At 61.2% G+C, this 24586-nt stretch carries 26 protein-coding genes; 15 read left to right on the forward strand and 11 right to left on the reverse strand.

Going from position 1 to position 24586, the window contains the following annotated elements:
- Nucleotides 1-8: 8 nt before the first annotated feature.
- From ybeY to trmB, 6 genes are all read left to right on the forward strand, one after another.
- Nucleotides 9-518, forward strand: coding sequence for an rRNA maturation RNase YbeY (gene ybeY / locus C5L12_RS02665; RefSeq protein ID WP_105370479.1), 510 nt, complete (start codon nt 9-11; stop codon nt 516-518).
- A 10-nt stretch (nt 519-528) separates the two neighbouring features.
- The gene (locus tag C5L12_RS02670) at nt 529-1707 is read left to right on the forward strand and encodes a hemolysin family protein (RefSeq protein ID WP_105370480.1); all 1179 of its coding nucleotides are present in this window, start codon (nt 529-531) and stop codon (nt 1705-1707) included.
- A gap of 91 nt (nt 1708-1798) precedes the next feature.
- On the forward strand, nt 1799-3400 hold the full coding sequence (gene lnt, locus C5L12_RS02675; RefSeq protein WP_105370481.1) for an apolipoprotein N-acyltransferase: 1602 nt from the start codon (nt 1799-1801) through the stop codon (nt 3398-3400).
- Nucleotides 3401-3552: 152 nt separating this feature from the next.
- Complete coding sequence (locus C5L12_RS02680; protein ID WP_105370482.1) at nt 3553-3969, forward strand: helix-turn-helix domain-containing protein; 417 nt, start codon at nt 3553-3555, stop codon at nt 3967-3969.
- Between the two features lie 190 nt (nt 3970-4159).
- Nucleotides 4160-5419 carry a methionine adenosyltransferase gene (gene metK, locus C5L12_RS02685; protein ID WP_105370483.1) on the forward strand — a complete coding sequence of 420 codons (1260 nt, stop codon included), beginning with the start codon at nt 4160-4162 and terminating at the stop codon, nt 5417-5419.
- An 83-nt stretch (nt 5420-5502) separates the two neighbouring features.
- A complete protein-coding gene (gene trmB, locus C5L12_RS02690) occupies nt 5503-6204 on the forward strand; it encodes a tRNA (guanosine(46)-N7)-methyltransferase TrmB (RefSeq protein WP_105370484.1) in 702 nt (233 codons plus the stop codon).
- Between the two features lie 3 nt (nt 6205-6207).
- Here the strand turns inward: trmB and C5L12_RS02695 are convergent, their stop codons facing one another.
- On the reverse strand, nt 6208-6465 hold the full coding sequence (locus tag C5L12_RS02695; protein WP_105370485.1) for a BQ00720 family protein: 258 nt from the start codon (nt 6463-6465) through the stop codon (nt 6208-6210).
- A 44-nt stretch (nt 6466-6509) separates the two neighbouring features.
- A complete protein-coding gene (locus C5L12_RS02700; protein ID WP_105370486.1) occupies nt 6510-6938 on the reverse strand; it encodes an Hsp20 family protein in 429 nt (142 codons plus the stop codon).
- A 197-nt stretch (nt 6939-7135) separates the two neighbouring features.
- Here C5L12_RS02700 and C5L12_RS02705 point away from each other — a divergent pair, with 197 nt between their 5' ends.
- A complete protein-coding gene (locus tag C5L12_RS02705; protein ID WP_105370487.1) occupies nt 7136-8077 on the forward strand; it encodes a nucleoside hydrolase in 942 nt (313 codons plus the stop codon).
- A 68-nt stretch (nt 8078-8145) separates the two neighbouring features.
- Here C5L12_RS02705 and C5L12_RS02710 read toward each other — a convergent pair whose 3' ends face one another.
- From C5L12_RS02710 to C5L12_RS02720, 3 genes are all read right to left on the reverse strand, one after another.
- The gene (locus tag C5L12_RS02710; RefSeq protein ID WP_105370488.1) at nt 8146-10500 is read right to left on the reverse strand and encodes a methyl-accepting chemotaxis protein; all 2355 of its coding nucleotides are present in this window, start codon (nt 10498-10500) and stop codon (nt 8146-8148) included.
- A gap of 192 nt (nt 10501-10692) precedes the next feature.
- On the reverse strand, nt 10693-11592 hold the full coding sequence (locus C5L12_RS02715) for a ribokinase (RefSeq protein WP_105370489.1): 900 nt from the start codon (nt 11590-11592) through the stop codon (nt 10693-10695).
- 50 nt (nt 11593-11642) lie between these two features.
- Complete coding sequence (locus C5L12_RS02720) at nt 11643-12791, reverse strand: DNA recombination protein RmuC (protein WP_245422744.1); 1149 nt, start codon at nt 12789-12791, stop codon at nt 11643-11645.
- 166 nt (nt 12792-12957) lie between these two features.
- On the opposite strand from C5L12_RS02720, the gene def reads away from it, so the two are divergent.
- The 3 genes from def to truA are packed head-to-tail and all read left to right on the forward strand — an operon-like array spanning nt 12958 to nt 15220.
- Nucleotides 12958-13473, forward strand: a complete 516-nt coding sequence (def, locus tag C5L12_RS02725; RefSeq protein WP_105370711.1) for a peptide deformylase — start codon at nt 12958-12960, stop codon at nt 13471-13473.
- Nucleotides 13474-13529: 56 nt separating this feature from the next.
- Entirely contained in the window at nt 13530-14465 is a 936-nt protein-coding gene (gene fmt / locus C5L12_RS02730) for a methionyl-tRNA formyltransferase (protein ID WP_105370491.1), read from the forward strand.
- The gene (truA, locus tag C5L12_RS02735) at nt 14465-15220 is read left to right on the forward strand and encodes a tRNA pseudouridine(38-40) synthase TruA (protein WP_105370492.1); all 756 of its coding nucleotides are present in this window, start codon (nt 14465-14467) and stop codon (nt 15218-15220) included. The genes fmt and truA overlap by 1 nt, the downstream gene beginning before the upstream one ends.
- A 22-nt stretch (nt 15221-15242) precedes the next feature.
- On the opposite strand, the gene C5L12_RS02740 is transcribed toward truA, so the two are convergent.
- The 3 genes from C5L12_RS02740 to dapD are packed head-to-tail and all read right to left on the reverse strand — an operon-like array spanning nt 15243 to nt 17895.
- Nucleotides 15243-15839, reverse strand: a complete 597-nt coding sequence (locus C5L12_RS02740; RefSeq protein ID WP_105370493.1) for a hypothetical protein — start codon at nt 15837-15839, stop codon at nt 15243-15245.
- On the reverse strand, nt 15823-17019 hold the full coding sequence (gene dapE, locus C5L12_RS02745; protein ID WP_105370494.1) for a succinyl-diaminopimelate desuccinylase: 1197 nt from the start codon (nt 17017-17019) through the stop codon (nt 15823-15825). Before dapE ends, C5L12_RS02740 begins: the two co-directional genes overlap by 17 nt.
- 21 nt (nt 17020-17040) lie before the next feature.
- Nucleotides 17041-17895 (reverse strand): 2,3,4,5-tetrahydropyridine-2,6-dicarboxylate N-succinyltransferase, encoded by an 855-nt coding sequence (dapD, locus tag C5L12_RS02750; protein WP_105370495.1) that lies wholly within the window; start codon nt 17893-17895, stop codon nt 17041-17043.
- Nucleotides 17896-18030: 135 nt separating this feature from the next.
- On the opposite strand from dapD, the gene C5L12_RS02755 reads away from it, so the two are divergent.
- On the forward strand, nt 18031-18891 hold the full coding sequence (locus C5L12_RS02755; protein WP_105370496.1) for an LOG family protein: 861 nt from the start codon (nt 18031-18033) through the stop codon (nt 18889-18891).
- Between the two features lie 81 nt (nt 18892-18972).
- On the opposite strand, the gene C5L12_RS02760 is transcribed toward C5L12_RS02755, so the two are convergent.
- Nucleotides 18973-19587 (reverse strand): CREC-EF hand family protein, encoded by a 615-nt coding sequence (locus C5L12_RS02760; protein WP_105370497.1) that lies wholly within the window; start codon nt 19585-19587, stop codon nt 18973-18975.
- 111 nt (nt 19588-19698) lie between these two features.
- Entirely contained in the window at nt 19699-20412 is a 714-nt protein-coding gene (locus C5L12_RS02765) for a pyrimidine 5'-nucleotidase (protein ID WP_105370498.1), read from the reverse strand.
- 105 nt (nt 20413-20517) lie between these two features.
- On the opposite strand from C5L12_RS02765, the gene C5L12_RS02770 reads away from it, so the two are divergent.
- Both C5L12_RS02770 and C5L12_RS02775 read left to right on the forward strand, forming a co-directional pair.
- Nucleotides 20518-21420 (forward strand): EamA family transporter, encoded by a 903-nt coding sequence (locus C5L12_RS02770; protein WP_105370712.1) that lies wholly within the window; start codon nt 20518-20520, stop codon nt 21418-21420.
- A gap of 93 nt (nt 21421-21513) precedes the next feature.
- A complete protein-coding gene (locus C5L12_RS02775; protein WP_105370499.1) occupies nt 21514-22287 on the forward strand; it encodes an isocitrate lyase/PEP mutase family protein in 774 nt (257 codons plus the stop codon).
- A gap of 19 nt (nt 22288-22306) precedes the next feature.
- Here the strand turns inward: C5L12_RS02775 and argB are convergent, their stop codons facing one another.
- A complete protein-coding gene (gene argB, locus C5L12_RS02780) occupies nt 22307-23194 on the reverse strand; it encodes an acetylglutamate kinase (protein WP_105370500.1) in 888 nt (295 codons plus the stop codon).
- Nucleotides 23195-23257: 63 nt separating this feature from the next.
- Between argB and C5L12_RS02785 the strand changes: the two genes are divergently transcribed.
- Together C5L12_RS02785 and C5L12_RS02790 are read left to right on the forward strand one after the other, a co-directional pair.
- Complete coding sequence (locus tag C5L12_RS02785; protein WP_105370501.1) at nt 23258-23851, forward strand: sigma-70 family RNA polymerase sigma factor; 594 nt, start codon at nt 23258-23260, stop codon at nt 23849-23851.
- The gene (locus C5L12_RS02790; protein ID WP_105370502.1) at nt 23848-24576 is read left to right on the forward strand and encodes an anti-sigma factor; all 729 of its coding nucleotides are present in this window, start codon (nt 23848-23850) and stop codon (nt 24574-24576) included. Before C5L12_RS02785 ends, C5L12_RS02790 begins: the two co-directional genes overlap by 4 nt.
- The last annotated feature ends 10 nt before the right edge of the window (nt 24577-24586 follow it).

The raw sequence follows: 24586 nt of genomic DNA on the forward strand, positions 1-24586 counted from the left end.
CGCAGTTCATGCCGAGTTTGGATATCCAGATCAGCGTCGAAGAAGAGGGTTGGCCTGATGAGCCGGCTCTCCTAGCTCTGAGCGAAAAAACCCTCGGCGCCGCCGCCGATCTCCTCTCGAAGGAGGAAGTGCAGCCGTTCCCGAAAACCGCACCGGAACTTTCGCTGGTCTTTACGAACGACGCCTCCATCCGGGAAATCAACGCCGAATGGCGCGGGAAGGACAAGCCGACCAATGTCTTGTCTTTCCCGGCGTTTCCGCTGGCGCCGGGCAAAATGCCGGGGCCGATGCTTGGCGACATCGTCATCGCACGCGAGACTGTCGAACGCGAAGCGGTTGATCTTGACAAGACTTTCGAGGATCATCTGACCCATCTGCTGGTCCACGGTTTCCTGCATCTGTTCGGTTACGACCATATGCAGGCGGACGAAGCGGAGAAAATGGAAGCGCTGGAGACTCGCATTTTGGCGAAGCTCGGCCTATCTGACCCCTATGCGGGGCAGGACCCGATAGTATAGTATTGGACCTATGAACGATTTTTCGAGCAATGTTGCCCGCGAGGGCAAGGACGCCGACACCAGTTCCTCGGAAGAGGGCAGTAGTCCGTCACGATCCGAACACCAGCCCAGATCGCATAATTCATTCTGGTCGCGCGTCCTCAGGCTGCTGCGCCCGTCGCAAGGCGAGAAGCTCCGGGAAGATCTCGCCGACGCGCTGCTGACCGATACCAATGTCAGCAACGCTTTTTCGCCCGAGGAAAGGGCGATGCTGCACAATATCCTCCGCTTCCGCGAAGTTCGCGTCGAGGATCTCATGGTGCCGCGCGCCGATATCGAAGCGGTCGACATGAACATGACGATCGGCGAGCTGATGATCCATTTCGAGGAGACCGGGCGTTCGCGCATGCCGGTCTACGGCGACAATCTCGACGACGCCCGTGGTTTTGTGCATATCCGGGATCTCCTCTCCTATCTCGCAAAGCAGGCGCGCAACAAGCGGCGCGTCAGCGCGCGGGCTGCGCCGGCTCAACCGATGCCGCTTGCGACAGACAAGCCCGAAAAGGTGGAAAAGCAGGTTCGCACGCCAAGGCCGGCCTTCGATCTCGGCCGCGTCGATCTCGAGCAAACGGTCGCCGAGGCCGGGCTCATCCGGAAGATCCTGTTCGTGCCGCCATCCATGCTGGCCTCCGATCTGCTGCAGAGCATGCAGGCGGCGCGTACACAGCTTGCGCTCGTCATCGACGAATACGGCGGCACCGACGGCCTTGTTTCGCATGAGGATATCGTCGAGATGGTGATCGGCGACGTCGAAGACGAACATGACAACGAGGAGGTCATGTTCTCCCGTGCGGGCGAGGATGTTTTCGTCGCCGATGCCCGCATCGAGCTTGAAGAAATAGCCAAGGCTATCGGCTCGGATTTCGATATCCGGGATCGCCTGGACGACGTCGATACGCTGGGCGGACTGATCTTCTCGGCTCTCGGCCGCATTCCGGTCCGTGGAGAAGTGGTGCAGGCGGTTCCCGGCTTCGAATTCCAGATCCTTGACGCGGATCCCCGCCGTATCAAGCGCGTGCGCATCATGCGCAAACGCGCGCTCGCCCGCCGCCGCCCGAAGGGCGACGGAGACCTGCTTCTTGCCGACCAGACGGCGCCGGCCGTATTGCCACCGCCACCAACCCGCGAGACGGATCGGCCTCATCAATAGACTGCCCCAGCCGCTCGGTCTCTTTGGCTCACGACAAGTCGGCCGTTTTTTGGAAGACTGCGGCGGCTGATTCGGGGAAGAAGGGGACGACATGGAGCGGCTGGCGGGCAGGATCATGCTTCTGTGGGGCTTTCCGCGCGTCGTCGTCGCTTTTCTTGCCGGGGCGATCGGTGCCCTGGCCCTGCCGCCGGTGGGATTCTTCGCGACGCTTTTCATCTCCTTCACGCTGCTCGTCTGGCTGATGGACGGTTCGACTGGTAATCCGGCGGGCGGAGTTTGGCCGCGCTTGCGTGCCGACTTCCTGCTCGGCTGGGTTTTCGGGTTCGGTTATTTCGTCGCCGGTCTCTGGTGGCTTGGCAACGCCCTCCTTGTCGAGGCGGACGATTTTGCCTGGGCGCTGCCGCTGGCGGTGCTTGGTCTGCCTGCCTATCTCGCTTTGTTTTATGGCCTTGCCACATCGCTCGCCCGCCTTCTCTGGTCCGATGGCATCGGTCGGATCGCGGCGCTCGCCTTCAGCTTCGGTCTGGCGGAATGGCTGCGTGGCTTCGTCGCGACCGGCTTTCCCTGGAATGCCGTCGGTTACGGGGCGATGCCCATGCCTTTGATGATGCAATCCTCTGCGGTGTTGGGCATCGGCGGCGTCACCGTGCTTGCCGTCTTTGTTTTTTCGGCGCCGGCCCTCGTCGGCACGCGAAAAGGCATGCGCACCGGCCTGGCCGCGGCTGCGGTGCTGTTTTGCGCTCACCTCGGCTTCGGCGGTTACCGGCTGTACATTGCCGACCGTATCCCGGCGCCAGCCGTCGCGAGCCAGATGACGGTTCGCATCGTCCAGCCGGTGATCGATCAGGCCCGTAAGCTCGACGATAGGGAGCGGGCGGCGATCTTCGAGGAGCATCTTTCGCTTTCGGCCCTGCCGCCCGAAAATAACGGCAAGCGGCCGGATCTGATTGTCTGGCCGGAGACCTCCGTGCCGTTCATCCTCACCCAGAATCCCGACGCGCTGAGCCGGATTGCGGAAGTTCTTGAAGACGGGCAGGTCCTGATAACGGGGGCCGTGCGTTCGGAAGACGCGGGCGCCGGCTTGGCGCCTCGCTTCTACAATTCCATCTATGCGATCGACAGCGACGGCCAGATCATATCCGCGTCGGACAAGGTGCATCTCGTGCCGTTCGGCGAATATGTGCCCTACGAGGATCTGTTGCGCAATATCGGCATTCCGGACGCAATCGCCATGCCGGGCGGCTTCACGGCGGCGCCGGCGCGGGCGCTCCTGACGCTCCCCGATGGCAGGACCTTTTACCCGCTCGTCTGTTACGAGGCCATCTTCGCCGACGAGATCGGCTCCGACGTCGAGGGCACGAGCGCGTTGTTGAATGTCACCAATGACGGCTGGTTCGGCGCTACGCCCGGTCCATATCAGCATTTTCAACAGGCCCGGATACGCGCCGTCGAGAGCGGTCGGCCTCTGATTCGTGCGGCAAATACCGGCATTTCAGCGGTTGTCGATCCATACGGAAGAGTCGTAGCCGGTTTAGGTTACAATCAGAAAGGCGTTATGGATGCAACCGTCGGAGGTGATCCGGTATCGCATTGGGACAGCGAAACACGCAGAAATTACTTCTGGTTGCTTACGGCATTTATGTTGCTGATTGCAGTCGTCTCGCGCACTGGTTTTAATTTTCGAAAGAATTGACCAAAAACCCCTAAAAATGCATAGTGGCTTTAGCCTCTCGTCGCGCCCGTTATGCTTTTCAGGTTGAGCTTGTTGTGACCAACCTTACGAAGCGTAGCATACACGCAGACCGGGTTATGGGGATTGAACAGCAAACTCGACAGGACGTCGTTATGATTGAGAATAAGAAGAAGCCGAACCCGATAGACATTCATGTCGGGAGCCGGATTCGCCTTCGCCGAACCATGCTCGGAATGAGCCAGGAAAAGCTGGGCGAAAGCCTCGGGATCACCTTTCAGCAGATCCAGAAATACGAAAAAGGTACCAACCGGGTCGGTGCGAGCCGGCTGCAGAACATATCGAGCATCCTGAACGTTCCGGTTTCCTTCTTTTTCGAAGATGCTCCGGGCGAACATTCCGGCCAGGGGGGCATGGCTGAAGCGTCGAGCTCGAACTATGTCGTGGACTTCCTGTCCTCCGCTGAAGGCCTGCAGCTCAACCGGGCTTTCGTAAAGATCGCAGACCCGAAGGTGCGGCGTCGTCTGGTGGATTTGGTCAAGGCGCTTGCGGCGGAAGCCGAAACCGAGTGAGGCGAATCGCCACGACCTCTGAAAAGCGGCCTTCAAGGCCGCTTTTTTGTTGGTTATTTGCTGGATCTGCCCGTTGCAAGATTTTTTAGGATGCACACATAAAGATATATTTATGTGGTTGTACGCTTGTTTTTGGGCGCAAAAATCACTAAACACGTGGCCGTATCTTTCTTTGAGGGGAATTCCCATAATGCGCGCAAGTTACCTGTTCACCAGCGAGTCCGTTGCCGAAGGCCATCCGGACAAGGTCTGTGATCGTATTTCCGATGAAATCGTGGATCTTGTGTACCGCGAGGCCGCCAAGACTGGCGTCGACCCGTGGACAGTCCGCATCGCCTGCGAAACGCTCGCGACCACCAACCGCGTTGTGATTGCCGGTGAAGTCCGCCTGCCGCTGAGCCTAATGAAGAAGGACAAGGACGGCAACGACGTCATCAATCCTTCCAAGTTCAAGTCCGCTGCACGCAAGGCGATCCGCGATATCGGCTACGAGCAGGATGGCTTCCACTGGAAGACGGCGAAGATCGACGTGCTGCTGCATTCGCAGTCGGCCGACATCGCACAGGGTGTGGACAGCGCCGCCGACAAGCAGGGCGACGAAGGTGCCGGCGACCAGGGCATCATGTTCGGTTACGCCTGCAAGGAAACCCCGGATCTCATGCCGGCGCCGATCTATTATTCCCACAAGATCCTTCAGCTTCTCGCTGCTGCCCGCAAGAAGGGCGAAGGCGATGCCGCCAAGCTCGGCCCGGACGCCAAGAGCCAGGTGACCGTGCGTTATGAAAGCGGCAAGCCGTCCTGCGTCGATTCCATCGTTCTGTCGACGCAGCATCTCGACGAGAGCTGGGATTCCAAGAAGGTCCGCCAGGTGGTGGAGCCCTATATCCGCGAAGCGCTGGGTGATCTGAAGATCGCCCCGGACTGCAAGTGGTACATCAACCCCACCGGCAAATTCGTCATCGGCGGCCCGGACGGCGATGCCGGCCTGACCGGCCGCAAGATCATCGTCGACACCTATGGCGGTGCCGCGCCCCACGGCGGTGGCGCATTCTCCGGCAAGGACACGACCAAGGTTGACCGCTCGGCTGCCTACGCAGCCCGTTATCTCGCCAAGAATGTGGTTGCCGCCGGCCTTGCAGATCGTTGCACCATCCAGCTCTCTTACGCGATCGGCATCGCGCAGCCGCTTTCGGTCTATGTCGATCTGCACGGGACCGGCAAGGGCGTCACGGAAGACCAGGTCGAAGCCGGGATCCGCAAGGTCATGGATCTCTCGCCGTCGGGCATTCGCCGGCATCTCGATCTCAACAAGCCGATCTACGCGAAAACATCCGCCTATGGCCACTTCGGCCGCAAGGCCGGCCGCGATGGTTCCTTCTCCTGGGAGAAGACGGATCTCGTGAAGCCCCTGAAGGAAGCGCTGAAGGAAGAGACGCTGGAAGCCGCCTGATCGGCCTTTACGGATCGTTCAAGAAGACTGTAAAGCGGGTGTCTCGCGAGCGAGACGCCCGCTTTTATCATGAGAGATAGCCCATGACCGGACAGCAGCACCCCAGTCGCGCCACCGAAGCCTTCTTCGGCCGTCGCAAGGGAAAGCCGCTACGCGAGCGGCAGGCGGAAGGCATGGCGACGCTGCTGCCGGCCTTGAAGCTTGATCTTCAGAACGAAGCACCCGCGCGGTTGTCGGAGCTTTTCCCCGTGCCGGTGGAGGATCTACGGCTGGAGATCGGTTTCGGGGGCGGCGAACACCTCATCCATCGCGCCCAGGAAAATCCGAAGACAGGCTTCATCGGCATCGAGCCCTTCGTCAATTCGATGGCCAAGCTTCTGTCGCGGGTCGATGAGCTGGAGCTGAAGAATATCCGCGTTTACGACGATGACGCTACGCAAGCGCTGGACTGGTTGCCGGACGCATCGCTCGATCGCATCGATCTGCTCTATCCGGACCCTTGGCCGAAGCGGAAACATTGGAAGAGGCGGTTCGTCTCGCAAGTCAACCTCGACCGCTTCCACCGCGTATTGAAGCCGGACGGCCTCTTCTGCTTTGCGTCCGATATCGACACATACGTCAATTGGACGCTGATCCACTGCCGCAACCACGGCGGCTTCAAGTGGCTAGCCGAACAATCGTCCGACTGGCTGACGCCCTTCGCCGGCTGGCCGGGTACACGATACGAAAACAAGGCCCGCCGCGAAGGCCGTTCCTCGGCCTACCTGACGTTTCGCAAAATCTGAAGGTCAGTGCAGGCTGACGGTCTTCAGATCGTCTTCAGCAGCCTTGAAAAAGGTGCTGGAACGGTTGTCCGTCAGGAGGATCGGTGTGCCATCGGCACCGAACAGAGCCCAAAGATCAAGACTGGGGTCGATTTCGGGGGCTTCGGGGAAACAGCGGGACACTTCGTCCGACCGCATCTTGCGAATGTATCCGACCTCTCCAGCGCCCAGGTGAGCAAGTTCGGACTGCGTCAAACGCGTATTCGCTTCTTTCAGGAGCATTCCAGCCTCCATGGTGAGGATGCAACGGCATTACCGCCGTTGACCTACTCTGAGACGGAAATGTTAATTTTTCGCACCATACGCGCCGGCTCCGGACGGATGAGGTCGATCGAGAGAAGTCCGTTCTTGAGTCCGGCACCTGAGACCTGCATTCCGTCGGCCAGCACGAATACGCGCTGGAACTGGCGGGCCGCGATGCCCCGATAGAGATAATCGCGCTCGGCCTGCTCCACTTGCCGGCCCCGGATGACGAGCTGGTTCTCCTCCGTCATCACCTCAAGTTCGGCTTCCGAAAACCCCGCAACCGCCAGCGTGATGCGCAGGCGCTCCGGATTGCCGGCGGCATCTGGGAGAATGCGCTCGATATTGTAAGGAGGATATCCGTCGTTGGCCTTTGCAAGGCGTTCGAGGGTCTTTTCCATGGCGTCGAAGCCCAGAAGCAGCGGGCTCGCAAACGGCGTTATTCGGCTCATTATCCAGTCCTTGCAACAAGCGACCATGCCGATGCCCGGAAGTCGGCGCATCAGCTCGAAAATCTATATGGGGAGCGGCCGCGGAGACCGCAAGGATCGTGAGGCCGGTCCGGAAACACTGATCTGCCACTGTCCGGGCGCACTTGACAAGGCATTACCCCGAGGCCAACAAACCCCGGCAAATTAAGGGGCTAAACATGCAGAGTAGAAAGATCATTATCGATACCGACCCAGGCCAGGACGATGCGGCAGCCATCATGCTGGCCTTTGCAAGCCCTGAGGAGATCGAGGTCCTGGGGCTTTGCGCCGTCGCCGGAAATGTGCCGCTTTCCTATACGAGCCGCAATCTGAGGATTGTCTGCGAATTGTGCGGAAAGCCGGATGCCCCGGTTTATGAGGGAGCGAAGAAGCCGACGGTCCGCCCGCCGGTGACGGCCGAGCATGTCCATGGCCGGACCGGCCTGGACGGTGCGGAACTGCCGGAACCGACCATGCCGGTCCGCGATCAGCACGCTGTCGATTTCATCATCGAGACGCTCCGTTCCGAACCTGCAGGAACGGTAACGCTCTGCACGCTTGGCCCGCTCACCAACGTGGCTCTGGCGCTGCAGAAAGCCCCCGACATAGCCTCGCGTGTCAAGGAACTGGTGATGATGGGCGGCGGCTTCTTCGAAGGAGGCAACATCACCCCCGCAGCCGAGTTCAACATCTTCGTCGATCCGGAAGCGGCAAAGACGGTCTTCTCTTCGGGCATGCCGATCGTGATGATGCCGCTCGACGTAACGCACCAGCTTCTGACCACCAAGGCCCGCGTGGCGAAAATCGCCGCTTTGGGCACGCGGCCGGCACAGGTTCTGGTCGATTGGCTGGCCTTTTTCGAGCGGTTCGACGTGGAGAAATACGGGTCCGATGGCGGGCCGCTGCATGACCCGACGGTGATTGCCTATCTGCTGAAGCCGGACCTTTTTTCGGGCCGCGACTGCAATGTCGAGATCGAGACCCAATCAAAACTGACGGTCGGAATGACCGTGGTGGACTGGTGGCGGGTTTCCGACCGCAAGCCGAACGCGAAAGTCATGCGGAATGTGGATGCCGACGGCTTTTTCGATCTTCTGACGAAACGTGTGGCCCGGCTTTGACCGGCCGGTAACGAAAAGGCCGCCGGATAACCACCCGGCGGCCTGGCTCAAAGACGCCGCGTGCGCGATCAGAACTCTTCCCACTCGTCGGCGACAGCGGCCGATCCGTGCGAAGCCGCAGCCTTGGCGACAGGTTTTGCGCGTGCAGGCACCGGAGCCGCCGGACTGGCTGGGGGCTCCCGCAGCGAGCGGGCAACCTGGCGCAGAGCCTGAGGCGCGGCATGAGCAACTCCGCCCACTCCGGCAGAGACCCGGAAGCGCGCGACGAGGGAGCGGAGGGTTTCCGCTTCGTTGCTGAGCACGGAGCTCGCCGCCGTGGTTTCTTCCACCATCGCGGCATTCTGCTGGGTGACCTGGTCCATCTGGTTGACGGCGGAGTTGATCTCCTTGAGACCGGTCGCCTGTTCGCTGGCGGATGCGGAGATCTGGCGGATCAGGCCGTTGATCTGCATGACCTGTACCGCAATCTTCTGCAGTGCGTCACCGGCCCTGCCGACCAGTTCGACACCCTCGCCGACCTGCGTTGTCGAGGCGTTGATAAGCGCCTTGATCTCCTTGGCGGCATTGGCGGAACGCTGCGCCAGTTCCCGCACCTCCTGGGCAACGACGGCGAAACCCTTGCCCGCTTCACCGGCGCGGGCCGCTTCGACCCCTGCATTGAGCGCAAGCAGGTTGGTCTGGAAGGCGATTTCATCGATCACGCTGATAATGCGGGAGATCTCCTGTGACGACTGCGCAATGCCCTGCATCGAGGCGACGGCCTTTTGCACCACTTCGCCCGACTTTTCCGCGTCGTCGCAGGCCAGATTGACGGTCGAGGCGGCGGAGCCGGCATTCTCGGCGCTCGAATTCACCTGCGCGGTGAGCTCGTTCAGTGCGGCGGCGGTCTCTTCGAGGCTCGCCGCCTGCTGTTCCGTCCGGCGCGACAGATCCTGCGCGCTGGAAGCAATTTCGCGGGTGCCGTTGCCGATATTGTGCACGGTCGAATTGACGGTGGCGATCGTATCTTCGAGGCTCTCCAGAGCCCTGTTGAAGTCGGTCTTCAGCTTTGCATATTCGCCCGGAAACTCTTCCTCGACCCGGTAGCCGAGGTTGCCGTTGGACAGTTCGGACAAGCCCCTGGCAAGCGATGCAACAATGCGCTGCTGCTCGTTGGCATTCGCCTCACGCTCGCTTTCCGACCGTGTCCGCTCGCTTTCGGCGGCTTTGCGCTGTGCCTCGGCTTCGGTTTCCAGCCGGCGGCTATCGGCAAGCGTGTGGCGGAAGCCTTCGAGCGACGAGGAGAGGGAGCCGATCTCATCGGAGCGGTCCTGGCCTTCGACCGGCTTCTCGTAACGGCCCTTGCTGAGCAGATCGACGCTGCCGAGGATAGCGCCCAGAGGACGGCGCACGAACACGGTGCTGCCGAAATAGAGGGTCGCGATGCAGGCGCCCATAATGATCAGGCCGCCGAGAACCATCATCCACGTCTGATCCTGGACAGGCGCCGCGATGACGCTATGCGGCACGTCAAGAACGATGGCCCATGTGGCGTTGAGATCCGGCACGGTGAAGGGATAAACGACGCGCTCGTAGGCCTCCGGAGCGTCAGCAGTGAGATTGGTGAGCTGCAGAGGCGTGTTCGCCTTCAAGGCGGCGAGAAGCTCGCTGGCCTTCTCCCCTTCCACCGGCTTCATCAGCTTGTCGGCATTGACCGGAACGATCCACTTGCCGCCCTGGGACACGAGGAGAACGCGGCCGGAACCGAAAGGCCGCATGGCCTGCAGCTTCTTCGACAGGGTCGAAAGCGAGACATCGAGGCCTGCGACGCCGAGAAATTTGGAGCCGGACATAACCGGATAGGCAACCGAACTCATGGCGGTAGCGTCGCCCGTCGTGCTTTCCACGTATGGCTGGGTCAGTGAACCCTTCTTCGAATTGGCCGCCAGCGAATACCATTCCGCTTGCGTATCGATGTCGAAGACGCTGTAGGCGATCTCCCCGGAGCGGCTCTTCGTCCAGTAGGGCGCAAGCTCGCCCTTCTTGTTGCCGCCCATCTCCTTGTTGTTCACGAGATCCGCATTTTTGCCGTCGAAGGTTCCCGGCGCCTCGGCGAACCAGCTTCCGTAGGCGAAGACATTCTGCTCCAGATTGGCCTTGAGGGCGTCGACGACACCCTTGCGGTCGAGGTAGCCGCCGGCATGGCCGCGACCGATTACGCCGGCAATCGAACGGGCGGCACCGGCGAGCTGGCCGATTTCGACGGCGACCTCATTGGCGATCGAGCGCGCTTCCGCCTCGGCCTGCGCCATGGTCAGCGTTGAAACGCGGCTCCGGGTCTGCGAGATCAGGAAAAGATTGGAGAGCACAAGGACGAGAGCTATCGCCAGGCTCGTGACCAGGATGAGTTTCGTGGAAAGGGATCGGATCTTCAACGGGAACATGGGGCGCGCGCCTCGCAATGAGCATTACGGAGGGGAAAATTCACCTTTATCCGATTTGCCCCGTCATGAGGCCGCTCGCGGAAGGCAAGGCGTTCCGCGGAGGTGATGGTGCCACCCTAGGGATGATGTCTTAAATTTGATTAAAGTTAACCTGGTTGGCTTTCGCACTGCAAAAGCAAAACCTGAGTGACTTTAGATCCGGCTGTCGACCTGCTCGGCGACAGGTATGGACGGCTGGGCACCTGGCGTGAGACAGGCGAGCGAGCCTGCAACGGCGGCGCGGCGGAGCGCATCGGAAAAACCGAGGCCCTGTTCGAGGCTTGCGGCCAGATAGCCGCAGAACGTATCTCCGGCACCGACGGTATCGACGGGCTCGATCTTCAAACCGTCAGCTGCAAAGAAGGTCCCTTCGCGGATCGCAATGACGCCTTCGCCGCCGAGCGTGACCACGAATGTCTGGCCGGTTTCGGCATGCAGTTTTTGGAGCGCGGCTTTCCGCGCGTCCCGATCGGCTAGCCGTTCGCCCGCCAGCAGTTCGAATTCGGTCTCGTTGGCAACGACGATATCGGCAAGGCGTGCAAGCCGTGCCGCGTCCGGCGTCAGGGGGGCGGTATTGATCATCGTGGTGATTCCCTTGGCGCGAGCGGCTTTCAAGGCTACCTCCACCGTCGATCCCGGAATTTCGAGCTGCAGCATCAGGATGTCGCCCGGCTGCATCGGATCGATCGCCGCAAGCGCTTGGGCCTCGCGCACAGTGCCATTGGCGCCCGGGACGACTGCGATCATGTTCTCGCCGGTACCGCCGACCAGGATCAGAGCTGTACCTGTCGGTTCGCCGACGCGTGCGACCCCCGAAAGATCTGCGCCGGCGTCCTTGAGGAGCGCCAGCGCCTGCGCCGCGAAGGCGTCTTCCCCCACCGCGCCGACCATGTGCACCGCGCTACCTGCGCGTTGCGCCGCAAGCGCCTGATTGGCTCCCTTGCCGCCGGCTGCAGTCGAGAAGCTTGATCCGGCCACCGTCTCGCCCGGCTCCGGCAGCCGTTCGGTGGTTGCGATAAGATCCATGTTGATGGAGCCGAGAACGGTGATCATGGGGCGGCCTGCTGCTGCTTGTTGAATGCGCCGGACACTGCCCGACAGGATCACTCCTCGTCAACTACCCTCAGCTTCAGAAGCCCAGTCCTGCTTTCGACGACCTTGGTTTGCGGCGTCTCGGCGTCTGTCTCGGACTGTCCCGGTGCTTCGAGCTCCAACGCTCCGATTTTGGCGCCGCGCCTCGTGAGCTTTTCGCTCGATGTGACGATTTGCTCGACATCTCTCTGGGCTGCCAGGAAATGCCCCTGGAGCTTGCGTGTTCGATCGTCAAGGCGCGTCAAATCTTCCATGAGCAGTGCCACTTCCCCTTGGATCAGATGTGCCTGCTCGCGCATCCGCTGGTCCTTCAGGACCGCCTGGATGACCTGGATCGACAGCATCAGGAGGGAGGGCGATACGAAGACGACGCGCGAGCGCTGCGCCTTTTGCACGACCGCTTCGAAATGCTCGTGGATTTCCGCAAAGATCGATTCGGAAGGGACGAAGAGGAAGGCCATGTCCTGCGTCTCGCCCGGAAGGAGGTACTTCTCGGAAATATCCTTGATGTGCACTTCCAGGTCGCGCCGGAATTGCTGGGCGGCGGACCTGCGTGCTTCCGGCGCGGCCGCCTCACGGAATGCGTTCCAGGCCTCCAGGGGAAACTTGGCATCCACCACCAGCGGCGGCGCGTTGTTCGGCATTCGGATCGTGCAGTCCGGGCGGGTGCCGTTGGAAAGCGACGACTGAAAGGAATAGGCGCCGAGCGGCAAGCCGTCGGCAATGATGGTTTCCATGCGCCCCTGGCCGAACGCGCCGCGGGTTTGCTTGTTGGACAGAATGGCCTGCAACCCGACCACGTCCTTGGCGAGCGTCTGAATGTTGTTCTGCGCCGCGTCGATCACGGCAAGCCTTTCCTGCAGCTTTCGCAGGTTCTCATGCGTCGATCTGGTCTGCTCGGTGATCGTCGTGCCGATCCGATGCGTCATGCCGTCGAGCCTTTGGCTGACCGCCTGATTGAGCTCCGACTGGCGGGTCGACAGGGTCTCGGCCATCGCCGACAGGCGTCCCTGCATCTCGCTTTGCGCCCGGATGAGTTCGGAAAGCCGCGCTTCCGCTTCCGCAGCCTGTCGTGCAGCATCCTGCCGTCGGCGGCTGTTGCTGCGCAGAACGAGTACCAGGAAGAGCAGGATAACAGCCGCCGCGGCGGCTGAAAACATCACGGTTAGCTGCTGAGAAAAAAGAGGAGAAAGGCGGCTGAAGAGATCGTTCATGCTTTCAACCTAACAGATTTTTGCAAAGGAGGAAGATCAAAGCATGAACATCGGTCGCCAATACAGCGCGATTCCTGTTCCATCGGAAAAAGAGTTGCGTTATGGGGAGATCATGACGATCAAGCCCCTGATTATTTTGCCCGACCCCATCCTGCGCCAGGTGTCCAAGCCCGTCGAGCAGGTGGATTCCGATATCCTGAAGCTTGCAGACGACATGCTGGAGACGATGTATGACGCGCCTGGCATAGGCCTGGCGGCGATCCAGATCGGTATTCCGCGCCGGCTTCTGGTGGTGGATATCGCGCGCGAGGGTGAAGAAAAGGCCCCGCAGGTCTTCATCAACCCGGAGATCGTCAAGTCTTCGGACGAACGTTCCGTCTACGAGGAAGGCTGCCTGTCCATTCCCGAATATTATGCGGAAGTGGAGCGCCCCGCCGTCGTCACCGTCAAGCATATCGGCCGCGATGGGAAGGAACATCTTGTCGAGGCCGATGGCCTGCTTGCGACCTGCCTGCAGCACGAGATCGACCATCTGAACGGCGTGCTGTTCATCGACTACATCTCCCGCCTCAAGCGCGAAATGGTCATCAAGAAATTCACCAAGGCCGCCAAGACGAAAGCCGTCTAAGGCTGACGCCTGCACGGTCTTCAGCTCGAAGGCGCGTTCTTAAAGCGCGAAACGCCATGTCTCTCCGCATCACCTTCATGGGCACGCCGGAATTTTCCGTGCCGACGCTGCAGGCGCTGAAGCAGGCGGGACATGAGATCGCCGCGGTCTACACCCAGCCGCCTCGGCCAGGTGGCCGCCGAGGGCTGGATCTGGTGAAGTCGCCGGTCCATCAGGCTGCCGAACTGCTCGGCATTCCCGTTTTCACCCCCATCAATTTCAAGGATCCGGAAGAGCGCGAGAAATTCCGCGCGCTGAATGCGGACGTGGCGGTCGTCGTCGCCTACGGCTTGCTGCTGCCCGAAGCGATCCTCACCGGCACGCGGCTTGGCTGCTACAACGGCCATGCCTCGCTTCTGCCGCGCTGGCGGGGGGCGGCGCCGATCCAGCGCGCCATTATGGCCGGCGATAAAAAGACCGGCATGATGGTCATGCAGATGGAGAAGGGTCTCGATACCGGCCCGGTCGCCCTTACCAAGGAGGTCGAGATCGGTGAAAACATGACGGCGGGAGAATTGCACGACAAGCTCATGCTCGTCGGCGCGCGCGCCATGGTTGAGGCGATGGAAAAGCTTGAAGGCAACGACCTGCCGCTGACGCCGCAATCGGACGAGGGCGTGCTTTACGCCGCCAAGATCGACAAGGGCGAGACCCGCATCGATTTTTCGAGGTCCGCCCGTGACGTGCACAATCATATCCGCGGGTTGTCGCCTTTCCCCGGCGCGTGGTTCGAGGCCGAGATCAACGGCAGACCGGAACGCGTGAAGGTACTCGCCTCGGAAGTGGCTAAAGGCCAGGGCGGGGCAGGCACCGTTCTTGACGATACATTGACTGTGGCCTGTGGCGAAGGCGCCGTGCGGCTCCTGAAGCTTCAGAAGGCGGGTGGCAAGCCGCTGGCGGCGGCTGAATTCCTGCGTGGAACATCCGTTCCCGCCGGCACGAGGTTTTGCTGATGCCGCGCTACCGCATGACCGTTGAATATGACGGCACGCCCTATGTGGGCTGGCAGATGCAGGAGAACGGCCATTCCGTCCAGGCCGCCCTACAGGCTGGCATCCTGTCGCTCACGGGAGAGACAGTCTCGATCCGTGGCGCGGGCCGGACGGATTCAGGTGTACATGCGGTGGGGCAGGTGGTCCACGTTGACCTTTCCCGGGACTGGAAGCCCTACAAGCTGCGCAATGCGTTGAACGCCCACCTGATGATGGCTGGCGAAAAGGTCTCCATCCTGGACGTCCGGGCGGTCGACGACAGTTTCGACGCGCGGTTCTCGGCGCAGCGCCGGCATTATCTCTACCGCATTCTCAATCGGCCCTCGCCGCTCGCCCTTGAAGCCAAGCGTGCCTGGTGGGTGACGCGCGAGCTTGACCACGAGGTCATGCATGCGGCCGCGCAGACCTTGATCGGGCATCACGACTTCACGACCTTTCGGTCTGCCCACTGCCAGGCGGCGAGCCCGATGCGGACGCTCGACCGGCTGGACGTGACCCGCAGCGGAGACCTAATCGAGATCCGGGCGAGCGCCCAGAGCTTTCTGCACAACCAGATCCGCTCCTTCGCCGGCACCCTGAAATTGGCGGGGGAGGGCAAGATGACGCCGGATGACGTTCGCGCGGCGCTCGACGCCCGGGACCGCGCCGCCTGCGGACCGGTCGCTCCGCCGGAAGGGCTCTACTTCCTGAAGGTGGATTATCCCGGCGACCCCTGACAGTCAGAAGGGCCTGCGACCGTCAGAAAGGGTAGATTCCGAGGAAGCGCTGCATGGCGCCGGTCAAGATCATGTTCGGCACCAGCAGGACAAGGACCAGCGCCGTGGTCATCAGCAACTGCGGCCCGCAGATCATCCGCATGATCCGCGACACCGCAAAGACCAGGATCATCAGCAGCATGAGCTGCATCAGCCCGATGATCGGCGTCAGGACGGGCAACAGAAGCATTGCCAGGCACAACAAACCGTAGATCCATGCAAATGGAACCGCCAGCCAGTTGATCGTCACCACGATGGCTGGGAATTTCCGGTGGATGCCCATGAACAGGCAGATCAGAGCCGAAAAGACAATCGGCAGCAGCCAATTGAGAACTTCGAGCATCGCCACGCGGACAAAGAACATACCTCCGAGCCGCGTGCCCGGCGGCATGCTTTGAACCAGCAGGGACCGCAGCCAGATCCAGGACACGAAGACGGCCGGCAGGCACCAGACGAAAGCCCAGAAGGAACGCATCATGCCGCGGTCGGAAACATCGAGCAGGCGGAATCCCTGCGCATCGCCTCTGATCAACAGCCAGAGGCCGCTCAGATATAACCTGACTTCACTGTAGGAGGGCATTATCGAACCAGCGGGAGATGAAGGTCCCATAGATTTGGGTGAGCATCTCCAGATCGGCAAGGGCCACCCGTTCATCGACCATATGCATGGTCTGGCCGACCGGGCCGAATTCCACGACCGGGCAATAGTCCTTGATGAAGCGTGCATCCGATGTGCCGCCGGTGGTGGAAAGCTGCGGCGTGCGGCCGGTGACCTTTTCTACCGCAGCCGAGAGCGAGGCGATCAGCGCATTGTTGCGGGTCAGGAAGACGTGGCTCGGGCGTTCGGCCCAGGTAATTTCGTACCGTGCGGGGTCGCGGCCCGGACGCAGCGGGCTCTCGACGGCAGCAAGATCGAGCCGCCGAACGATCTCCGCCTTCACCGTATCGGCTGTCCAACTGTCGTTGAACCGGATGTTGAAGGCAAAGGCGGCCTTTGCCGGTATGACATTGGTGGCGGGATTGGCGACATCGACGGAAGTGACTTCGAGATTGGAAGCCGGGAATTCAGACGTACCGGTGTCGAAAGGCGGGTCCATCAGCGCGGAGGCGAGCGGCAGGAGGCCGCGGACCGGATTGTCAGCGAGATGGGGATAAGCCGCATGACCCTGCACGCCGAATACGGTCACTTTGCCGGATACGGATCCCCGCCGGCCGATCTTGATCATGTCGCCGAGTTGATCCGGATTGGTCGGCTCCCCGACGAGGCAGGCGTCCCAGCGCTCGCCCTTTTCGGCAGCCCATTTCAACAGCTTCTCGGTACCGTTGACCGCAGGCCCTTCCTCGTCGCCGGTGATCAGGAAGGAGATAGAACCCTTCGGCGAGCCATGCTTTTCGATATGGCGGGCAACAGCCGCAACGAAACAGGCGATCCCGCCCTTCATGTCGACGGCGCCGCGGCCAAAAAGCTCGTCGCCCGCGATTTCGGCCGCAAAAGGCGGATGGCTCCACGATGCCTCGTCCCCCGGAGGAACGACGTCGGTGTGGCCGGCGAACATCAGATGCGGACCGTCCGTACCGAGCCGTGCATAAAGGTTCTCGATATCCGGCATTCCCGGCTCCGTCGCCACCATGCGCTCGACCTTGAACCCGAGCGGAATGAGCATGGATTCCAGGGCGGTGAGCGCGCCACCTTCGGCCGGGGTCACCGAAGGGCAGCGGATGAGGTCCTGAAGATTGGCGACGGGATCGGATGCGGACATTTCGGATGAGTAGCCTTGAGGTCAGTCGCGCAGAAGTTCGTTGATGCCGGTCTTGGAACGGGTCTTTTCGTCGACGCGCTTGACGATGACGGCGCAGTAGAGGCTCGGGCCCGGTTCCCCGTTCGGGAACGGCTTGCCCGGCATCGAGCCCGCGACGACCACGGAATAGGGGGGCACTTCGCCATAGGTGATCTCGCCCGTCGCGCGATCGACGATCTTCGTCGACTTGCCGATGAAGACGCCCATACCGAGCACGGAACCCTCGCGCACGATGCAGCCTTCGACGACTTCGGAGCGCGCCCCGATGAAGCAATTGTCCTCGATGATGGTGGGGCCGGCCTGCATGGGCTCCAGCACGCCGCCGATGCCGACGCCGCCCGACAGGTGGACATGCTTGCCGATCTGCGCACAGGAGCCGACGGTGGCCCAGGTGTCGACCATCGTTCCTTCATCCACATAGGCGCCGAGGTTGACGAAAGAGGGCATCAGCACGACGTTCTTGCCAATGTAGGCCGAGCGGCGAGCGACCGCACTCGGTACGGCCCGGAAGCCGGCCGCACGGAATTCGTTCTCGCCCCAGCCTTCAAATTTCGACGGCACCTTGTCCCACCAGGTGGAGTTGCCGGGGCCGTGCTTCACCACCTCCATGTCGTTCAGACGGAAGGAAAGCAGCACCGCCTTCTTCAGCCACTGGTGCACCGTCCAGTTTCCGTCGGCGCCGCGGCTGGCAACGCGCGCCTTGCCGCTGTCGAGCAGGTTCAATGCTTCCTCGACCGCATCGCGGATCTCCCCCTTGGTCGATACCGTCACGTCGTCCCGGTTCTCGAAGGCGGTCTCGATAGTCTTTTCGAGGGAGGAAAAGTCAGCGCTGCTCATGGGAAATCCTTAAACGTCACTCGGTATCGTGATGGTGGAGAGGTGGCCATTTAGTTCTATTTGCTCTAAGCGACCGCCACTCAGGCGTCAATGTGAATTGGCGTCAACGCATGTTGGCGCTGGAAGGGTCATGCAATGGCAAAGGCGAAGAAGGACGGACCGCGGCGCAAGGATGGCGTCTGGGATCCTCTGAAGGACAACAAGGCCGACAAATATGCGGCCGCCGGTCAGCCGAGGACGCCGCAAACGGAATCTCCGTCCTATCGCCTCGCCTATGCGGACGACGACTTTCTGAGCCGCGAAGAGCTGCGGCCGGTCCGTCTTCAGCTGGAACTTACCAAAGCCGAGATGATGCTTGCCGAACGCGGCATCAAGTCGACGGTGGTGCTGTTTGGCGGCGCGCGCATCCCGGCGCCCGGGCAAAGCGCCTGGGCTGCGCGCAACGAGGTTCAGCGGAAGAATCTCGAAGCGGCATCGGTATTTTATGACGAGGCGCGGAAGTTTGCTGAACTCTGCGGAAAACACTCGGCCAGCCACAATCATCAGGAATATGTGGTGGTGACGGGCGGCGGACCAGGCGTGATGGAAGCGGGCAATCGCGGAGCCTCGGACGCCGGTGCCCCGAGCGTTGGGCTCAACATTATGCTGCCGCACGAGCAGGCGCCGAACCGTTTCGTAACGCCCGAACTCAGCTTCAACTTCCACTATTTCGCGATCCGCAAAATGCATTTCATGATGCGCGCCAAGGCGGTTGCGGTATTTCCGGGCGGCTTCGGGACACTCGACGAGATGTTCGAGGCGCTGACGCTCATCCAGACAAAACGCATGGAGCGAATCCCGCTCATCCTCTTCAGCGAGGCCTTCTGGCGCGGCATCATCAATTTTGGAGCACTGGCGGAATTCGGCACGATCGCGCCGGAAGACCTCAATCTCATCAACTTCGTCGAGACGGCTGATCAGGCCTGGAAGATCATCGCCGACTTCTATGAGCATTAGAACTGAAAGAACCCGCCTCTCGGGGGAGGGGCGGGTCCTTCAAGACGACGGCCGGTACTAGTTCCAAAAGGGGGCGGGGAACTAGAGGGGGCGGTCCGGCAGGTCGTCGATGGAAATGGTGCCGTCCTTGTTGACGTCCATGCGGGTGAACAGCTGGTCGCCTGCGGTGGTTGCTTCGGTCTTGGTAATCTTGCCATCCCGGTCTTCATCGACCATGCGGAAGATACCGCGGCCCATCATGCCGCCATGTCGCGGGCCATCCCAGCGCGCATTGTGGCGATCCTGGCCATCGTGATCCCGCCCGCCGCGGTGCCAGCCATCGCGATCCCCATCGTGGCGGCCGTGGCCGCGGTTTTCAGCCTGTTCCGGTGGCGGGTTATCCTTGCGGAACTCATCCATTTTAGCCTGGCGGAAATCCACGAGTTCGCCTCGGGTGACGGTGCCGTCCTTGTTTGCGTCGATTTCGGCAAACAGCGCATCCTGGCGGGCGGTCAGCTCTTCCTTGGAGATCTTGCCGTCCTTGTTGCCGTCGGCATTCTTCAAGAGACGAACGAACATCACGTCCTGCATCATGCGGCCGCCGGCGCCCTCATGGCGGCCGGGTCCGTCACGTCCCGGTGCCGCGAATGCCGGCAGAGCGGCTCCTGCGACCAGTACGGCACTGAGTGTCGCTAAAACGATCTTCTTCGCGGTCATCGAATGGGTCCTTTCCGGTTAAATCCGATGACCTGAAGATAGGCCCGGCAACCGGTGGGAACCACTTAAACATCCGTAATGTGGATGAACATTTGGTAAGACGGCGGGAACTCAATCGGGCCGAATGCCGGACAGGAAACCTGCCAGATCGTCGGTCACGTAGTCGATATGATCGTCCTCGTCGGTCAGCTTTTCCCAACGCTCCATCAGCACCGTATCGAGGTTGCGGGGAACCAGAAGAACGGTGCGCATACCGAGCGTCTTCGGGACCTGCAGATTGCGAGGGAGGTCTTCGAACATGGCGGCGTGCCTGGTATCGACGCGGTGCAGGCTCGCGAACTTGTCGTAGGTGGCGCCCGCAGGCTTCGGAACATAACCCGCCGCCACGATGTCGAAGATATCGTCGAAATTGTCGAGGATGCCGAGCGCCCGGGCGGCGGCTTCGGCATGCGGTACGCTTCCGTTGGTAAAGATGAACTTGCGGCCCGGCAGCGCCTTGATCGCCTCTCCGAGTTCCGGATGCGGCAGCAGCGCCGAATAATCGATCGCATGGGCGCGCTCGAGAAAACTGTCCGGCTCGATCCCGTGATTCAGCATCAGGCCCTGCAGGGTCGTCCCATGCTCGTGGTAATAGCGCTTTTGCAGCGCCCTTGCGTCCTCCGGCTCGAGCTGCAGCAGCTCCTGCACATAGGCCGTCATGTTCTTGTCGATCTGCGCAAACAGATTGATGTGGTGCGGGTAGAGCGTGTTGTCGAGATCGAATACCCATTCACGGATATGGGCGAAATCAGCAGGATCGGGGGATGTTTTCGGCGTCTTGTCCATGCCCGTCTTATGCACGGCTTGAGCGTCGAAGAAAATCGAAAAGGCGACCTGTTCAGGCTAAATCAGCCTTGGCGGCCAAATAGCCGGCATGATACCGCCACCAGCATGGAACTTTGGATCCCCATTACAATCGCTGCGGCCTTCCTGCAGAACCTGCGCTCCGCCTTGCAAAAGCGTCTGCAGGGTTCGCTCGGCACCCGCGGCGCGAGCTTCGTGCGCTTCGGCTACGGGTTTCCGATCGCAATCCTCTATGTGCTGGCTTTGCATCACATTGCCGGCTACCCTTATCCCGAGATCAACCCGACCTTCGCCATATGGGCCGGGATCGGGGGGCTGGCGCAGATCTTTGCGACCATCATGCTGGTGCATCTCTTTTCGCTCCGCAACTTTGCCGTGGGCACGGCCTATTCCAAGACAGAACCGGTGCAGGCGGCGATCTTCGGTTTTGTCCTGCTTGGAGAGAAACTCACCTTAGGCGCCATTGCGGCGATCATCGTCGGCGTACTCGGCGTGATGATGATCTCCACGGCGCGGATGCCGCTGTCCTGGCGCAATCTCGCCGTCGCGCTGACGGGGCGGACTGCGTTGATCGGTATAGCCTCCGGTGCGGTCTTCGGCATTTCGGCGGTGGCCTATCGCAGTGCCGCGCTTTCGCTTCAAGGGCCGGGGCCGGTTATGGACGCGGCGGTTACGCTTGCCTGTGTAACGACCTTCCAGACAATTTTCATGCTGGTCTGGATGTTCTGGAAAGACAGGCGCGAGATCGCGCAGGTGGTCCGCAGCTGGCGCTCGTCCTCGCTGGTAGGGCTGGCCGGTGTCCTCGGTTCTGCCTGCTGGTTCACGGCGATGACACTGCAGCAGGTGGCATATGTGCGTGCGCTCGGTCAGATCGAACTGGTCTTCACCTTCATGGCGTCCTATTTCCTCTTCCACGAGCGGGTGAACCGTATGGAAGCGATCGGCTGTATGCTCATTGTCTCCGGCATTCTCGGGTTGTTGTTCTTCTGAGCCGCGTTTTCTAGGATCGTAAATCGGCGCCCGATTTACGGCGGCGAGAGGCGCAAGCGCGGCTATAACCGCGGGATCAGAAAGGGAGACGACATGGACCAGAAAGAAAAGGCTACCGCATTCGCTGCACTTCATCAGAAGGGTAATCCGGTCATCATCTACAATATCTGGGACGCCGGCACGGCAAAGGCGGTTGCGGACGCCGGCGCGAAGGCTCTCGGCACCGGAAGCTGGTCCGTGGCTGCGGCGCAAGGTTATACCGATGGCGAGAACCTGCCGATGGAGGCGCTGCTTTCGACCGCAAAATCGATCGCCTCCGCTGTCGAACTGCCGCTGTCGGTGGATTTTGAAGGTGGGTATGCGGAAGATCCGGCAGAGCTTGCCAAAAATGTCGCGAAGGTCATCGACGCGGGCGCGATCGGCGTCAATTTTGAGGATCAGGTGGTCGGCGGCAGTGGCGTTTACCCGATCAGTCGACAGGCGGAGCGCATTCGTGCCATCCGATCTCTGGCAGATTCGCGCGGGATCCCACTCTTCATCAATGCCAGGACCGATCTCTTCCTTCAGGAGGGCGACCGGACAAAGCATGCGGCGCTTCTGGATGAAGCGGTCGCGCGGGCGAGGGCCTATGCGGAAGCTGGCGGCAATGGCTTCTTTGCGCCGGGCCTGGCAGATGAGGAGCTTATCCGCAAGCTTTGCGAAGCTTCGCCGGTGCCGGTCAATATCATGATGATGCCGGGCGTCTCGGCGCCGAAGCGGCTCGGAGAACTCGGCGTCGCAAGGGTGAGCTATGGCCCCGGTCCCTATCGGGCGATGATGGCGAAGCTCAAGGAAGATGCAGCGGCGGTCTTCACCGCCGCCGCTTAGGCCTCGATCGAGGAAGGGGTCACGGCACGATCAGCGTGCCGGCCCCATGCTCGGTGAAGATTTCGAGAAGCACCGAATGGGCGGTCTTGCCGTTCAGGATGACGACGCCCTGGACGCCGGCCTTGATTGCGTCGATGCAGGTCTCGACCTTCGGGATCATGCCGCCGGAGATCGTGCCGTCCTTGATGAGCGCCTGGGCCTGCGCCACCGTCAGCTCCTTGATGAGCTGCTTGTCCTTGTCCAGAACACCCGGAACGTCGGTAAGGAAGAGCAGGCGGGTGGCATTGAGGGCGCCGGCGATGGCCCCCGCGAACGTATCGGCGTTGATGTTATAGGTGGCGCCGTCGCGGCCGGGGGCTACCGGGGCGATAACGGGAATCATCTCCGACTTGGCGAGCAGGTCGATCAGCGTGCGGTCGACTTCCACCACTTCACCGACAAAGCCGAGATCGAGCACGCGCTCGATATTGCTGTCCGGGTCGACGACGGTCTTCCTGGCCTTTTCGGCGAACACCATATTGCCGTCCTTGCCGCAAAGGCCGATCGCCCATTCGCCGGTCTGGTTGATCAGCGCGACGATTTCCTTGTTGATCGAGCCTGCCAGTACCATCTCGACGATCTCGACGGTTTTCTGGTCGGTGACGCGCAGGCCGCCTTCGAACTTCGACTCGATGCCCATCTTGGTCAGCATGGCACCGATCTGCGGACCACCGCCGTGAACGACGATCGGATTGACGCCGGACTGCTTGAGCAGCGCGATATCCGCCGCAAACGCCTTGCCGAGCTCGGAATCACCCATGGCGTGACCGCCGTACTTGACGACGATGGTCTTGTTTTCATACCGCTGCATGTAGGGCAGCGCCTGCGCCAGAAGTTTGGCCTGAAGTTCGCTATCGGAAGTCGTCATCGATTTCCCCGTGATGTGAGTGGGCGCCTTGTAGCGCATGTTTTTGACGGGGGAAATAATCCGATGGCAAGATTTGCCCGTATACCGGCAACGACGCGCCCGGGAGACACGTGCTTGGCGACAGACACTGAAATAGCCGCCTTGATCGGCCGCGTCGCATTGCGCGACCGAGCCGGTCTGGCGGCGCTTTACGCCGCTGTATCTCCGAAACTTTTTTCCGTCTGTCTTCGTATCCTCAAGGACAGGGCCGATGCGGAAGATGCGCTGCAGGAAATTTTCGTCAAGATATGGCAACGAGCCGACCGGTTCGCTGCCTCCGGTGCGAGCCCGTTGGGCTGGCTTGTGGCGGTGGCACGCAACCAGGCCATTGATCTTATGCGTGCCCGCAAGCCCGTTGCCGACAGTATCGACGAAACTTGGGACATCGCGGATGCGGCGCTCGATCCCGAAACGACTACCGTCCTCAAGGGCGAGGGCAAACGCATTGACAGGTGCATGGAAGAGTTGGAATCTGAACGAGCCAGCGCCGTGCGAAGCGCATATGTGGAAGGTCTGAGCTACCAGGAGCTGGCAGACCGCCACGGCGTACCGTTGAATACGGTGCGCACCTGGCTTCGGCGCAGCCTTTTGAAATTGAGAGAGTGCCTCGACCGATGACGACGCCCGAACAGAGCGAAGGAGACCGCTCCCGCGATGAATTGCTCGCAGGCGAATACGTCCTGGGCGTACTCTCGCTTGCCGATCGCGAGCGTGTGGCCGCGCGCATCGCAAGAGACCGGGCCTTTGCGGCGATCGTCGCTCGATGGCAGGAAAATCTGGCGAGCTTCAACGGCGACTACGATGAGGTTCTCCCGCCCGCGGGCGTCTATTCTAAGATAGAGACCCGGCTTTTCCCGCACAAGACTTTCGCGCAGGAGCTCGTCGCGACCGGCAAATGGTGGAACTCGCTGCTGTTGTGGCGTGGCATTGCGCTTGGGTCCGTGGCTGTACTGATCGCTTACGTTTCTCTTGACACCGGTTGGATAGGTACACCGACGTCTCGTCCGCTGGTCGCCGAGCTTGCCGGAGAAGGCAATTCAATCAGCCTGGTCGCCGCCTACAACGTCGTCGACGGCCGCTTGCGGGTGACACCGGTGGCGGCCGGTGCGGCCGATCAGCATTCGCTTGAACTCTGGCTGGTACCTGGCGGTGACGATCCGGCAATCTCCCTCGGTGTACTGCCTCAGACGGGCGAAGGTTCGGTCGAAATTCCGGCTCACCTCCGTCCGAGACTTGGCGAAGGCGTGACCCTCGCCGTCAGCCTCGAGCCGTTCGGCGGCTCTCCGACCGGTAAAGCCACCGGTCCCGTGATCGCGGTTGGCCAGACGCGTCGGTCCAATTAAAATTAGCGCT

Origin of the sequence: Neorhizobium huautlense, assembly GCF_002968575.1 — a bacterium.
Lineage (GTDB): Bacteria > Pseudomonadota > Alphaproteobacteria > Rhizobiales > Rhizobiaceae > Neorhizobium > Neorhizobium huautlense.

Bases quoted from the DNA above. Each gene is read 5' to 3' on its own strand.
- argB (WP_105370500.1), bottom strand. From the start codon at position 23,194: ATGACGACTTCCGATAGCGAACTTCAGGCCAAACTTCTGGCGCAGGCG.
- C5L12_RS02760 (WP_105370497.1), bottom strand. From the start codon at position 19,587: ATGACCGCGAAGAAGATCGTTTTAGCGACACTCAGTGCCGTACTGGTC.
- fmt (WP_105370491.1), top strand. From the start codon at position 13,530: ATGTCTCTCCGCATCACCTTCATGGGCACGCCGGAATTTTCCGTGCCG.
- C5L12_RS02710 (WP_105370488.1), bottom strand. From the start codon at position 10,500: ATGTTCCCGTTGAAGATCCGATCCCTTTCCACGAAACTCATCCTGGTC.
- truA (WP_105370492.1), top strand. From the start codon at position 14,465: ATGCCGCGCTACCGCATGACCGTTGAATATGACGGCACGCCCTATGTG.
- C5L12_RS02740 (WP_105370493.1), bottom strand. From the start codon at position 15,839: ATGCCCTCCTACAGTGAAGTCAGGTTATATCTGAGCGGCCTCTGGCTG.
- def (WP_105370711.1), top strand. From the start codon at position 12,958: ATGACGATCAAGCCCCTGATTATTTTGCCCGACCCCATCCTGCGCCAG.
- trmB (WP_105370484.1), top strand. From the start codon at position 5,503: ATGACCGGACAGCAGCACCCCAGTCGCGCCACCGAAGCCTTCTTCGGC.
- C5L12_RS02705 (WP_105370487.1), top strand. From the start codon at position 7,136: ATGCAGAGTAGAAAGATCATTATCGATACCGACCCAGGCCAGGACGAT.
- C5L12_RS02765 (WP_105370498.1), bottom strand. From the start codon at position 20,412: ATGGACAAGACGCCGAAAACATCCCCCGATCCTGCTGATTTCGCCCAT.
- metK (WP_105370483.1), top strand. From the start codon at position 4,160: ATGCGCGCAAGTTACCTGTTCACCAGCGAGTCCGTTGCCGAAGGCCAT.
- lnt (WP_105370481.1), top strand. From the start codon at position 1,799: ATGGAGCGGCTGGCGGGCAGGATCATGCTTCTGTGGGGCTTTCCGCGC.
- C5L12_RS02790 (WP_105370502.1), top strand. From the start codon at position 23,848: ATGACGACGCCCGAACAGAGCGAAGGAGACCGCTCCCGCGATGAATTG.
- C5L12_RS02700 (WP_105370486.1), bottom strand. From the start codon at position 6,938: ATGAGCCGAATAACGCCGTTTGCGAGCCCGCTGCTTCTGGGCTTCGAC.
- C5L12_RS02720 (WP_245422744.1), bottom strand. From the start codon at position 12,791: ATGTTTTCAGCCGCCGCGGCGGCTGTTATCCTGCTCTTCCTGGTACTC.
- C5L12_RS02770 (WP_105370712.1), top strand. From the start codon at position 20,518: ATGGAACTTTGGATCCCCATTACAATCGCTGCGGCCTTCCTGCAGAAC.
- C5L12_RS02680 (WP_105370482.1), top strand. From the start codon at position 3,553: ATGATTGAGAATAAGAAGAAGCCGAACCCGATAGACATTCATGTCGGG.
- C5L12_RS02695 (WP_105370485.1), bottom strand. From the start codon at position 6,465: ATGCTCCTGAAAGAAGCGAATACGCGTTTGACGCAGTCCGAACTTGCT.
- C5L12_RS02775 (WP_105370499.1), top strand. From the start codon at position 21,514: ATGGACCAGAAAGAAAAGGCTACCGCATTCGCTGCACTTCATCAGAAG.
- C5L12_RS02670 (WP_105370480.1), top strand. From the start codon at position 529: ATGAACGATTTTTCGAGCAATGTTGCCCGCGAGGGCAAGGACGCCGAC.
- C5L12_RS02785 (WP_105370501.1), top strand. From the start codon at position 23,258: ATGGCAAGATTTGCCCGTATACCGGCAACGACGCGCCCGGGAGACACG.
- dapE (WP_105370494.1), bottom strand. From the start codon at position 17,019: ATGTCCGCATCCGATCCCGTCGCCAATCTTCAGGACCTCATCCGCTGC.
- ybeY (WP_105370479.1), top strand. From the start codon at position 9: ATGCCGAGTTTGGATATCCAGATCAGCGTCGAAGAAGAGGGTTGGCCT.
- C5L12_RS02755 (WP_105370496.1), top strand. From the start codon at position 18,031: ATGGCAAAGGCGAAGAAGGACGGACCGCGGCGCAAGGATGGCGTCTGG.
- dapD (WP_105370495.1), bottom strand. From the start codon at position 17,895: ATGAGCAGCGCTGACTTTTCCTCCCTCGAAAAGACTATCGAGACCGCC.
- C5L12_RS02715 (WP_105370489.1), bottom strand. From the start codon at position 11,592: ATGATCACCGTTCTCGGCTCCATCAACATGGATCTTATCGCAACCACC.